12 protein-coding genes are annotated in these 12,790 nt (G+C 31.3%); 10 read left to right on the top strand and 2 right to left on the bottom strand.

All coding sequences use genetic code 11. From position 1 onward, the window contains the following. The first annotated feature begins 3 nt into the window (after positions 1 to 3). Together UXY25_RS10995 and UXY25_RS11000 are read left to right on the top strand one after the other, a co-directional pair. Positions 4 to 546 (top strand): sigma-70 family RNA polymerase sigma factor, encoded by a 543-nt coding sequence (locus UXY25_RS10995; protein ID WP_320816069.1) that lies wholly within the window; start codon positions 4 to 6, stop codon positions 544 to 546. Next, positions 543 to 2,324 (top strand): hypothetical protein, encoded by a 1,782-nt coding sequence (locus tag UXY25_RS11000; RefSeq protein ID WP_320816070.1) that lies wholly within the window; start codon positions 543 to 545, stop codon positions 2,322 to 2,324. The genes UXY25_RS10995 and UXY25_RS11000 overlap by 4 nt, the downstream gene beginning before the upstream one ends. Positions 2,325 to 2,413: 89 nt before the next feature. Here UXY25_RS11000 and UXY25_RS11005 read toward each other — a convergent pair whose 3' ends face one another. Continuing rightward, complete coding sequence (locus tag UXY25_RS11005; protein ID WP_320816071.1) at positions 2,414 to 3,157, bottom strand: lysophospholipid acyltransferase family protein; 744 nt, start codon at positions 3,155 to 3,157, stop codon at positions 2,414 to 2,416. A gap of 109 nt (positions 3,158 to 3,266) precedes the next feature. Between UXY25_RS11005 and trpS the strand changes: the two genes are divergently transcribed. After that, positions 3,267 to 4,235 carry a tryptophan--tRNA ligase gene (gene trpS, locus UXY25_RS11010; protein WP_320816072.1) on the top strand — a complete coding sequence of 323 codons (969 nt, stop codon included), beginning with the start codon at positions 3,267 to 3,269 and terminating at the stop codon, positions 4,233 to 4,235. Positions 4,236 to 4,301: 66 nt separating this feature from the next. Here trpS and UXY25_RS11015 read toward each other — a convergent pair whose 3' ends face one another. Next, positions 4,302 to 6,197: a S9 family peptidase gene (locus UXY25_RS11015; RefSeq protein WP_320816073.1), complete on the bottom strand. Its 1,896-nt coding sequence runs from the start codon at positions 6,195 to 6,197 to the stop codon at positions 4,302 to 4,304. Positions 6,198 to 6,283: 86 nt separating this feature from the next. Between UXY25_RS11015 and UXY25_RS11020 the strand changes: the two genes are divergently transcribed. The 7 genes from UXY25_RS11020 (at position 6,284) to UXY25_RS11050 (ending at position 12,635) form a co-directional block, all read left to right on the top strand. Beyond that, positions 6,284 to 7,546, top strand: a complete 1,263-nt coding sequence (locus UXY25_RS11020; protein WP_320816074.1) for a dicarboxylate/amino acid:cation symporter — start codon at positions 6,284 to 6,286, stop codon at positions 7,544 to 7,546. A gap of 47 nt (positions 7,547 to 7,593) precedes the next feature. Next, positions 7,594 to 8,829, top strand: coding sequence for a dicarboxylate/amino acid:cation symporter (locus UXY25_RS11025; protein WP_320816075.1), 1,236 nt, complete (start codon positions 7,594 to 7,596; stop codon positions 8,827 to 8,829). After that, complete coding sequence (locus UXY25_RS11030; RefSeq protein ID WP_320816076.1) at positions 8,822 to 9,511, top strand: DedA family protein; 690 nt, start codon at positions 8,822 to 8,824, stop codon at positions 9,509 to 9,511. Before UXY25_RS11025 ends, UXY25_RS11030 begins: the two co-directional genes overlap by 8 nt. Continuing rightward, positions 9,511 to 10,623 (top strand): FAD-dependent oxidoreductase, encoded by a 1,113-nt coding sequence (locus UXY25_RS11035; RefSeq protein WP_320816077.1) that lies wholly within the window; start codon positions 9,511 to 9,513, stop codon positions 10,621 to 10,623. The genes UXY25_RS11030 and UXY25_RS11035 overlap by 1 nt, the downstream gene beginning before the upstream one ends. 1 nt (position 10,624) lies before the next feature. Next, entirely contained in the window at positions 10,625 to 11,359 is a 735-nt protein-coding gene (gene mtgA / locus UXY25_RS11040) for a monofunctional biosynthetic peptidoglycan transglycosylase (protein ID WP_320816078.1), read from the top strand. Positions 11,360 to 11,424: 65 nt separating this feature from the next. Further along, positions 11,425 to 11,739 carry a hypothetical protein gene (locus UXY25_RS11045; protein ID WP_320816079.1) on the top strand — a complete coding sequence of 105 codons (315 nt, stop codon included), beginning with the start codon at positions 11,425 to 11,427 and terminating at the stop codon, positions 11,737 to 11,739. Between the two features lie 95 nt (positions 11,740 to 11,834). After that, entirely contained in the window at positions 11,835 to 12,635 is an 801-nt protein-coding gene (locus UXY25_RS11050; protein WP_320816080.1) for a TIGR00266 family protein, read from the top strand. Positions 12,636 to 12,790: the final 155 nt, after the last annotated feature.

Consider the following 12,790-nt stretch of genomic DNA (forward strand, 5'->3'; position numbering starts at 1 on the left):
GGATTGATACTTGAACAAATCATAAATGATTGTAAGAAAGGAAATACTAATGCACAGGAGCAAATTTATAAGACGTTAAGTCCGAAAATTTTTTCAGTATGCCTTAAGTATTCGAGAAGTTATGAAGAAGCTCAAGATAATTTACAAGAAGGATTCTTATTGATTTTTGAAAAAATTGACAAATACAATTTTAAAGGTTCTTTTGAAGGATGGTGTAAAAGGGTTGTTATAAATTACGTATTACAACAATATAGAAATCAAAATGTTTTTGAGATAGTTTCTGAAAACATTCCTGATAATAATGATATTGAAATTGACGACGAGAATGTTTCGTTAGATTTTTTAACAAGGATAATACAAGAATTGCCCGATAGGTATAGGTTAGTTTTTAATTTATATGTTTTAGATGGGTATTCACATAAAGAGATTTCAGAAATGTTAAACATTAACTCTGGAACATCTAAATCAAATTTAGCGAGAGCTAAAACGATATTGAAAGAAAAAATAGAGTTGAATTCGAAGATGTCAATTCCAAAAGTAAAATGAAAGAAATTAAAAGCATAGAACGTCTTTTTCAAGAGAAGTTTAAAGATTTTGAAGCAACACCTCCTTTAGAATCCTGGAACAATATTGAAGCACGTTTAAATAAAAAAGAAAAGAAAAGAAGGATTATTCCATTTTGGTTTAAATCAACAGGAATTGCTGCTTCTTTAGCAATAGCCTTTTTTCTTTTAATGAATAAAGGAAGTGATTCTAATTTGATAAAGAATGACTCAAAGATTATAAATAGTAATCCTGTGTCAAATGTAGAGGTTGAGCCTGAAAACAATACTTTTCAAACTAAATCAAATGAAGAAAACACAATTAAGAATGATAATCTATTAGATGAAGAGTTATTTTTAAATGATGATGAAGATCTTGTTTTAGAAAATAATATTATTAATCAAAATGATAAATCTACTCAAAATAGTATTAATAATAAAAACAACAGCTTTAACAAAAGAGTAGTTTCAATTAAAAAACAAAAAACAAATAAACCTTCTGTCAACAGCAATGAGAGATTTAACAATCAAGGTTTAGCAGTTAAGAATAAGACTCAAAATAAGACAAATAGTAAGAACGGAAAAAATTTGTTAGTTGACCAAGACACTAATCAAGGTTTAGCGGTTAATAATAAGACTCAAAATAAATCAAATAGTAAAAACGTAAAAGAGTTGTTAGTTGACCAAGATATTAATCAAGGTTTAGTAACTAATAACAATTTGAATATTGACAATAGTAAAGAATTATTTACTAATCAAAACAGTAACTCTTCTATAGGTAATCACTTGGTTTTAAATGATACAGAAGAAAAAAAGGCATTAATTGATAAGTCTAAACTAGAGTTGTTAAATTCAAATAATGGTCTTAATAATGAGGTTGTTATTTCTGAGAATTCTTCAGGTATAAAAAAAACAGATACTCTATTAATAGAGAATGAAAATATAATCGCGAATGCGATTGAAGACAGTATCCTTTTGGCCTCGGTTGAAACTGAGGAAAACCCATTGGAGAAATTGCTTAAAGAAAAATTGGAAGGGAAGAATGTTGATGAAAAAGAAAAAGAGAAAAGAAATAAATGGGCGGTAAGCACTGTTGCTTCGCCTGTTTATTTTAATTCTGTATCCAATGGTTCTTCGTTAGATTCTAAGCTTGAAAATAACACTAAAGATTATGTAAGTAGTTTAAGTTTTGGTGTGGGCCTTGAATATGCAGTTTCAAAAAAATGGAGCATTAAAGCCGGAATTAATACATTGTCTTTAGATTACAATACTAATGATGTAGTGTTTTTTCAAGATGTAAATGCTAGAATGATGGAACACATTACGCCAACACAAACCGGCTCAATGTTAACAGTTCAAAGTAAAAATGCTACGTCTCAAAGTTCAATAAATGTTTCAGGAACTCTTGTTCAAAAATTTGATGGTCAAATCAACCAAAAAATGGGATACGTAGAGGTTCCTTTAGAGTTAAGTTATAAATTGATAGATAAAAAATTCGGAATTAATATAATAGGAGGAATGAGTACTTTGTTTTTAAACGAGAACAATGTGTCCTTAGTTTCTTCTAATGGTTCAGAAATAAATATTGGAGAAGCAAATAATTTAAACAATATACATTTTAGTAGTAATGTCGGTTTGGGTTTTAAGTATACTTTTTGGAAATCTTTTCAAGCAAATTTTCAACCTATGTTTAAATACCAGATCAATACATTTAGTAATGATTCCGGAAATTTTAAACCTTATTTTGTTGGTTTGTATTCTGGTATAAGTTTTAGTTTTTAAGCTTTTGTTGGTTAAGCTTAAGTTAAGTTTGTTTCAATTCTCATACTTTTGAAACTTAAAAGCCTCGCAAATTTGCGAGGCTTTTTTAGTTAACTATTAAAAACATTCAATTGATCTAAAATGATGTTTCTTATTTTTTCTTTAACTTTTGATTTATCTTCAGTGACAAGATTTTGAGTATCTATAGGTTGATGAACTTTTACCCTCATTTTACCAACACTTCCGCTTAAAAAAGTAAATGAAAAACGTTTTTTATTGTCGGCAAATGTCATAGGGATAATCGGAATCTTATGTTCAATTGCCAATCTAAAAGCACCATCTTTAAAAGTATCTAAAATTAAACCCTCATCTTCAGGAACTCCACCTTCAGGAAAAATACAAATACTTAATCCTTGGTGGAGTCTTTTTTCAGCCAATTCAAAAACTTTAAATCTACTTTTACTACTACTTCTATCTACCATTATACAAATGCGTTTGTAAAAAAATCCAAAAACAGGAATTTTTACCAATTCTTTCTTCCCTACAAAAACAAAAGGATTGTCTTTTACAACAGCAAGCATTAGCATAACATCTGTCATTGAAGTATGATTGGCAACTAACATATAACTTTTTCCTTTTTCTAGAGGCTGTTCAAAATCAATTTTATAATAGAACCCCATTCCAAATAATATAATTTTTCCCCAGAAACGAGCAACTCTATAAAATAAAGGATATGTTTTATCATAAATAACTAAAACAAATAGAATAGGAAATAAAACAATTATAGGAACCATTATCAATACATAAAACCAAATGCGCCAAAGGATCCAAAAAACTATTTTAAGAATTTTCATTTACTATGATTTTTTAATTGGTTCCAAAAATAACAATATTCCTTAACCTTTTAGCATTACTCTTTTACCATTTGGGTAAAAACCCTATTTTTGTGCAAAATATATAGAAATGGCAAAAATATTAACTGGAGTTCAAAGTACAGGAACACCACATTTAGGAAATTTATTAGGCGCAATTATTCCAGCTATTGAAATGGCGAACGACCCTAAGAATCAACCGTTTTTATTTATTGCCGATTTGCATTCAATTACTCAAGTTAAAGACGGTAAAACTCTTAGAGAGAACACCTATAGCACAGCTGCTGCTTGGTTGGCTTGTGGTTTAGATGTGAATAAAGTGGTTTTTTACCGACAATCAGATGTTCCTCAAACAGCCGAATTGTCTTGGTATTTAAGTTGTTTTTTCCCGTTTCAACGTTTAACCTTAGCACATTCGTTCAAGGATAAAGCAGATAGATTAGAAGATGTTAATGCAGGCTTATTTACATATCCAATGCTTATGGCGGCAGATATTCTATTATACGACGCAGAATTAGTCCCAGTAGGAAAAGATCAGTTACAGCACCTAGAAATCACTCGTGACGTAGCTGCAAGATTCAATCATCAAATGGGAGAAACATTTGTTTTACCAGAAGCTAAGATTGACGAAAGTACAATGATTATTCCGGGAACTGACGGACAAAAAATGAGTAAATCTCGTAATAATTTCATCAATATATTTTTAGATGATAAACAGTTACGAAAACAAATAATGACTATCGAAACAGATAGTACTTCGCTTGAAGAACCTAAAAATCCGGATACTTGTAATTGTTTTGCTTTATATAAATTATTAGCATCACCAGCTCAAATAGAAATAATGAGAGCTAATTATGAAGGGGGGAATTATGGCTACGGACACGCAAAACAAGAGTTGTTCGAACTTATTGTTGAAAAATTTGCTACCGAAAGAGAAAAGTATAATTACTACATCAACAATTTAGAAGAAGTAGACGCTTTGTTGTTAAAAGGAGCTGAAAAAGCTCGTATAGTTGCTAATGGTGTTTTGCAACGTGTTCGAACTAAATTGGGTTATTAGTATTCAAAATATAGAAACAAAAAGGTCCTGCATTTGCAGGACCTTTTTTGTTTCAATATTTTGTTGTTAAAGCGTTTCTTTCAACCATTTAAAAAATTCACGTTGCCAAACCAATCCGTTTTGCGGCTTTAAAATCCAATGATTTTCTTCTGGGAACAACATAAAGCGACTTTTAATTCCTTTTAGTTGTGCTGCTTGAAAAGCTTCTTGACTTTGTCCAACAGGAACTCTGTAATCTATAGCACCTTGAATAATAAAAATAGGTGTGTTCCAATTGTTTACAAAGTTAATAGGATTGAATTCATTATATGCTTTTTGAGCTTCAGCATTTTCTTTTTCCCAATAAGCACCACCCATGTCCCAGTTTGTAAAAAACACTTCCTCTGTTGTTCCATACATACTTTGAGTATTAAAAATCCCAGCATGAGCAATAAATGTTTTGAATCGGTTTTTGTGAATCCCAGCTAAATAAAACACGGAATAGCCTCCATAACTAGCACCAACCGCACCCAGTCTTTCTTTGTCAACATATGGTTCTTTCGCAATATCATCAATAGCACTTAAATAATCGTCAATTGCTTGTCCGCCCCAGTCTTTACTAATTTGTTCGTTCCATTCCACACCATGACCAGGCATTCCTCGTCTATTTGGAGCAATAATAATATAATCTTGTGACGCCATTACTTGAAAGTTCCATCTAAACGAATAAAATTGAGATAATGCTCCTTGTGGCCCACCTTGACAATATAAAAGCGTAGGATATTTCTTTTTAGCATCAAAGTTTGGAGGTAAAATTACCCAAACTAGCATGTCTTTTCCATCGGTTGTTTTTACCATTCGTTTTTCAACCTTTGGTAAAGCTAATTTTGAATATATTTCAGTATTAACATTCGTAATTTGTCTCCAAGTTTTCTTTTTTAAATCGTAGTTAAATATTTCATTCGCATGATTCATATTGCTTCGCGTAACCAAAACAGAATTTGCATGAAAGCCAATAATTTGGTTCACATCAAATTGTCCTTCTGTAATTTGATTTACACGAACAGCAATTTTAGTTAAACCTGGAAAATTAACTTCAAATAATTGCTTAGTTCCATCAATAGGAGCTATGAAATAAACTTTTTCCCCATCATTACTCCATGTAAAACTATCCACAGTTCCGTCCCAACCAGATGTTAAGTTAATGTCCAGACCTTTGTGACGAACAATAATATCGTTTTTATCGGCTTCAAAACCATCACGCTTCATTTGTAACCAAGATAAATCTCCGTTTGGAGAGAATTGTGGTGCAACATCATAACCTAAATTCTTTTCCGTTAAATTTTTGGTTGTTTTAGAAGCTAAATCATATTCATACAGGTCTGTATTTGTACTTGTTGCATATGCAGTTCCAACTTTCTTTTTCGAAACATAAATTACTTTTGATCCATCTAAAGACCAAATATAATCTTCATCTCCCCCAAAAGCCTTTTGAGGAGAGTCAAATGGTTCGTTTTTCATGATGTCAATTTCTTCACCCTTTGTGTTTGTAAGCAATACATGGTTATGTTTTCCTTCATTATAAGTATCCCAATGACGGTAATCTAGTGCATCATAAATTTTAACATCACTTTTTTCTAATTCTGGATAAAAATCTTTTCCTTCAACTTTGTTAATTTTTACTTCTTTGTGAGAAAGAGTCCATTTTCCATCGGGAGAACTGTTTTTATCACTAACCAAGCCTTTATGCTCTTTTAATTCAACTGCTTTCTCTCCAGAAACAGGGATGCTGTAGTATTTTGAATTGGATTTGTTTTCTTCTACAGAAGGAGTACTTACTTTGTATATAATGTTTTTTCCATCTTTAGAAATTCCAAGTGGAGAAACTCTACCTAGTTTCCATAATAATTCTGGAGTCATTACTTCTTGTGCTGCTGCTGTTAAACTAGTCATGCTTAAAATTAAAATTATATATTTTTTCATTATGTGAAATTTAATATCTAGGCTAAAATTACTGATTTTTTGAAAAATATACCTATTTTCACGTTTTAAAATAGAAATTATCTCATATGAAGAAATTAGCACTGCATTGGCAAATATTACTAGGAATGTTATTAGGAGTATTGTTTGCTTTTCTTTTAATACAATTTGATTGGGGAAAACAATTCATTGTTGATTGGATAAAGCCTTTTGGGAATATTTTTATTAACTTATTAAAGCTTATTGCAGTTCCGTTAATTTTAGCTTCATTAATTAAAGGAGTTTCTGATTTAAAAGATATTTCAAAACTTTCTCAAATGGGAGGAAGAACTATCGGTTTGTATATACTTACAACTGTTTTTGCAGTTTCTATTGGTTTAGTAGTCGTTAATATTATTAAACCAGGAAGTTTTATTTCTGAAGAAACGAGAACTGAATTGGTAGGAAATTATTCTAATGATGCTAATTCAAAAATTGCAGCTGCTGAAAATCAAAAAGAAGCAGGGCCATTACAAGCATTAGAAGATATTGTGCCAAGTAATATTGTAGGAGCAGCGGCAGATAATGGGAATATGTTACAAGTTATTTTCTTTGCAGTTTTCTTTGGAATAGCACTAATATTAATTCCAGCAGAACAGGCTACACCTGTTAAAGCCTTTTTTGACGGTTTTAACGAAGCTATATTAAAAATGATTGACTTAATAATGTTAGCAGCGCCTTTTGGTGTTTTCGCATTATTAGCATCTTTAGTGGCTGAATCACCAAGTTTAGATTTATTTAAAGCACTTGGAATGTATGGTTTTACAGTTGTTTTAGGGTTGTTTATTATGATTTGTGTATACCTTTTAATTGTTAAGGTTTTTACAAATAGAAGCCCGAAATTTTTCCTTAATGGAATTGCTCCAGCCCAATTATTAGCATTTTCAACGAGTTCTAGTGCGGCAACTTTACCTGTAACTATGGAAAGAGTAGTTGATAATTTAGGTGTTGATGATGAAGTGGCAAGTTTTGTTTTACCAATTGGCGCAACAATTAATATGGACGGTACAAGTTTGTATCAAGCGGTTGCGGCAGTTTTTATTGCTCAAGCGTTTGGAATGGATTTAAGTTTTGGAGTCCAACTAGGAATTATTGCAACTGCAACATTAGCTTCGATAGGAAGTGCGGCTGTTCCGGGAGCAGGCATGGTTATGCTGGTAATTGTATTAGCACAAGCCGGAATTCCTGAAGCAGGATTAGCACTTATTTTTGCAATTGATAGGCCTTTAGATATGTGTAGAACAATGGTAAATGTTACAGGTGACGCTGCCGTTTCTATGGTTGTTGCTAAATCTGTGGATAAACTAGAATAACTAATTACCTTTTTTGTATACATTTACTTAAAAAATTACTCAATTAAGTGAAAAACAACAAACTTTTCGTTGCTATTATTTTAGCTTTAATTATGGGTATAATTGCTGGTGCAATTAACCATTATTATTTCCCTTCTTTTCAAGAAGAATTTTCAAAAAATGTAAAATTATTAGGAACTATTTTTATTAGAATGGTTCAGATGATTATTGCTCCTTTGGTGTTTTCTACATTAGTTGTAGGTATTGCTAAAATGGGCGATTTAAAAATGGTAGGTAGAGTTGGAAGTAAAGCCATGGCTTGGTTTATAATCGCTTCTTTGATTTCCTTGTTGTTAGGTTTAGTTTTAGTGAACACATTAGAACCAGGAAAAAAAACGAATATCTCATTAGAACAACTAGACGGTGCTTCTGATATTTTAGAAAAAACACAAAATTTTTCCGTTGAAGAATTTGTAAAACATTTGGTTCCAAAAAGCATATTTGAAGCTATGGCTACTAATGAAATTTTACAAATAGTAATTTTTTCAATTTTATTTGGTATTGCACTCGCTTCTTTAGGGAGGAAAGGGAAGTTGATTATATCATCATTAGACACTCTATCTCACGTAATTTTAAAAATGGTCACTTATATTATGTGGGTTGCTCCTTTTGGTGTTTTCGGTTCTGTTGCAGCAGCAGTTTCAAAGCATGGATTTGGTATTTTTTCGCTTTATGCAAATTATTTAATTGCGTTTTCAGTAGGAATTATTGTTTTGTGGATAATTCTATTAGTAGTTGGATATCTTTTTTTGGGAAAAAGATTATTTGTTTTATTACAAAGAATAAAAAACCCTTTACTTATTGCATTTTCTACAACAAGTTCTGAAGCTGTTTTTCCAAAACTAGTAGAAGAATTAGAACGTTTTGGTTGTCAAAATAAAATAGTTTCCTTTACTTTACCATTAGGGTATTCGTTTAACCTAGACGGAAGTATGATGTATATGACTTTTGCAAGTATTTTTATTGCACAAGTGTACGGTATAGATATGTCTTTAGGCGAACAGTTAACGATGTTGCTGGTATTAATGTTAACTAGTAAAGGAGTCGCAGGAGTGCCACGAGCGTCATTGATTGTAATTGTTGCTACATGTGCAATGTTTGGAATTCCACCAGAAGGTATAGCTTTAATATTACCCATCGATCATTTTTGTGACATGGCAAGAAGTATGACAAATGTATTAGGTAACTCTTTAGCAACAGCAGTAATTGATAAATGGGAAACAAAACCAATAAATAATGGATAACTTTCATTGGACAAAATTATTTAACCCAGAGTTTTATATAACGATGGAAATAAATGGAATTCCTATCGGAATTTACATGGTTTTATTCATTGTATTTGCCGAAACGGGTTTGTTTGCAGGATTCTTTTTACCAGGTGATAGTTTGTTGTTTTTATCTGGAATTTATACTAGAGAATTGGTTGAAACTTTTTTCTTTATACCAAGTGATTTGTCTAACGTTACCATTCTATCTTTACTTATTGCAACTGCAGCAACATTAGGAAATGTTTTTGGCTATTGGTTTGGTTCAAGAAGCGGACAGTATTTATTTGCAAAGGAAGATAGTTTCTTTTTTAAGAAAAAATACTTAATAGAATCTCAAGTGTTTTTTGAAAAACATGGCGGAAAAGCAATTGTTTTTGCACGCTTTTTACCTATAATTAGAACTTTTGTTCCCATAATAGCAGGGATTGTTCACATGAAAAAAAGTAAATTCATGTTATATAATATTCTTAGTTCTTTACTTTGGTCTTTTACATTGGTTTTTGCAGGACATTACCTTTACGGTTTATTTTTAGATCAGTTTAATATTGATTTAAAAAAGCATATTGAAACCATTATACTTATACTAATTGCAATTACTACCTTTCCTTTAGTATTGAATTATTTCAAGAAAAAAAATATACTTAAAAAAGAAGAATAATGCAGTTGAGTTATTGGGAATTAAAAAACTGGTTTACTAATGTAGATTTCGCTATTGTTGGCAGTGGAATTGTTGGTTTGCATACGGCTTTGGCTTTACGTGAACGTTTCCCAAAAGCAAAAATTTTAATTCTCGAAAAAGGCATTTTACCGCAAGGAGCAAGTACAAAAAACGCAGGATTTGCTTGTTTTGGAAGCATTTCAGAAATAATTGACGATTTAAAAACACATACTGAAGAAGAAGTAATTCAATTGGTTCAAAAAAGAATTCAAGGATTAAAATTACTTCGAAATCGTTTAGGAGATGAAGTTATAGATTTCAAACCTTACGGTGGTTACGAATTATTTTTGAAAAGCGACGAAGTTTTTTACGATGAATGCGTTCAGAAATTACCTTTTATAAATGATGTTTTAAGACCTTTGTTTAAAACAGATGTTTTTGCAAAAGAAATAGATCGATTCAATTTTAAAGATATTTACGAAAATTTAATTTTCAATCCGTTCGAAGGCCAAATTGATACCGGAAATATGATGCAAGCTTTGTTAAAAGAAGCTATATCAAAAGATATTTTGATTTTAAACCAACAAAATGTTATTTCTTTTCAAGATTTAAACGATAAAGTTGAGGTTGTTACCAATGAAACTTCTTTTGTTACCAATAAATTATTATTTGCTACAAATGGTTTTGCTTCTCAATTAACTAAGAATCAAGTTCAACCTGCAAGAGCTCAAGTTTTAATTACAAAGCCTATTGAAAACTTAGATATAAAAGGAACTTTCCATTTAGATAAAGGGTATTATTACTTTAGAAACATTGGAAACAGAATCCTTTTTGGTGGCGGAAGAAATCTTGATTTTGAAGGAGAAACCACAACCAATTTAGCGCAATCAAAAATTATTCAAGATAAGTTGGAGGAATTGCTAAAAACAGTAATTTTACCCAATCATAAATTTGAAATTGAACACCGCTGGAGCGGAATAATGGGTGTTGGAAATCACAAAAAACCCATTTTAGAACAACTTTCAAACAATGTATATTGCGGAGTGAGGTTAGGTGGTATGGGCGTTGCAATAGGAAGTTTAATAGGAAAAGAATTAGCAGATTTAGTATAATATGGCAGTAGCAAAAAAAACAAAGAAAAAAAGTCCTCCAAAAAACACTAAAAGAAGCCCTGGGAAAAGAGCCTTGTTTTTCCTGTTCAAACTATTTTTATGGTTTTTTGGGGTCAGTTTGTTCTTTGTGATTTTATTCAAATTTGTACCAGTTCCTTTTACACCATTAATGGCATTCAGAGCTGTTGAACATAATTCTGAAAATAAAGAAATGATTTGTTCTCATGATTGGGTTTCTCTTGAAGAAATTTCTCCAAACCTTCAAAAAGCGGTTATTGCCAGTGAAGATGGTAATTTTTTAGAACACAGTGGCTTTGATTTTAAGTCTATGCAAAAAGCGTTTGAAAGTAACCAAAAAGGTAAAAAATTGAAAGGTGGAAGCACTATTTCTCAGCAAACAGCAAAGAATGTTTTTCTTTGGCAAGGAAGAAGTTATTTAAGAAAAGGGTTGGAAGCTTATTTCACAGTTCTTATTGAATTAATTTGGGGTAAAGAGCGCATTATGGAAGTATATTTAAATAGTATTGAGATGGGCGATGGAGTTTATGGAGCGCAATCTGCAGCCAAACATTGGTATAAAAAAGATGCGAAAAATTTAACAAAATATGAAGCGGCTGGTATAGCTGCAATTTTGCCAAATCCAAGAAGATATAAAGCAATAAACTCATCTTCTTATATCAACAAGCGAAAAGCAAAAATTAGTAAATATATTGGATACGTTAAACTTGATTATTAAAATAAAATATTTTTAATCTATCATTAAAATCCAACAGTTTTAAAATTAACTATAAATAAAATCTTATGAAAAAAGTAATTGTCATTTTAGCAGTTTTAAGTTTAGGATTAATTTCATTTACTACAAAAGAAATAGGTAAGTCTTCAATTGAAATAAATATTGGAGAAAGTTTTTCTCTTATCAATGACACAAAGGATAAAGTATCAATTCATACAGGAACTGGTTTTGTTTCTTTAAATAAAGGATCAAAAACAAGTATCGGTTGCAATGTAGGAAAAGAAGTTCGCTGGGCAGAAAGTGGAAAAAAAGGAGATGTAGTCTTTAAAATCACGAAAGATATGTGTGGAAAAACACTAAAGCTTTCTGAATTAATAAAATAAGTATTAACTAAAGTCTCGCAATTAGCGGGACTTTTTTATGCTCACAAAAAGCGTAACATTTTTTTAAAATTTCCGACCAATAAATAAAAACAATAATGCAAGCACATGAAATAGATTACCAAATTTTTGGAGAAGAAATGCAATATGTAGAAATAGAACTAGATCCACAAGAAGTAGTTGTTGCTGAAGCTGGAAGTTTTATGATGATGGATAACGGTATAAAAATGGAAACTATTTTTGGTGACGGAAGCCAGCAAGAAGGTGGAATTTTCGGGAAGTTATTATCTGCAGGAAAGCGTGTTTTAACAGGCGAGAGTTTGTTTATGACAGCATACCAAAACATTGAATTTGGTAAGAAAAAAGTTTCGTTTGCTTCGCCTTATCCTGGAAAAATTGTACCCATAGATTTACAGAAATATGGAGGTAAATTTGTTTGTCAAAAAGATGCGTTCTTATGTGCAGCCAAAGGTGTTGCCGTTGGAATTGATTTTTCTAGAAAACTAGGAAGAGGATTGTTTGGAGGTGAAGGCTTCATTATGCAAAAATTAGAAGGAGATGGAATGGCTTTCGTTCATGCGGGTGGAACATTAGCAAGAAGAGAATTACAAGCAGGCGAAGTTTTAAAAGTAGATACAGGTTGTATCGTTGGTTTTACAAAAGACGTACAATACGATATCGAATTTGTAGGTGGAATTAAAAACACTTTATTTGGTGGTGAAGGTGTATTCTTTGCAACACTTCGTGGCCCAGGAATTGCTTATATACAATCGTTACCGTTTAGCCGTTTAGCTGATAGAATCATTCAGTCTGCGCCACAAATGGGCGGAAAAGATAGAGGAGAAGGAAGCCTACTTGGTGGATTAGGGAATCTTTTAGATGGCGACAATAGGTTTTAGTAATATATACAAACAATTAAAAAAAAATCCCGATTCAATTTGAGTCGGGATTTTTTTATTCACTTAATTTAACTAACTTTTATTTTTTCACGATTAAGAATTCCGAACGTCTGTTTTGAGCGTGTTCTTCGTTTGTACATTTTTTACAATCTACT

Origin of the sequence: Flavobacterium sp. (genome assembly GCF_034111225.1) — a bacterium.
Lineage (GTDB): Bacteria > Bacteroidota > Bacteroidia > Flavobacteriales > Flavobacteriaceae > Flavobacterium.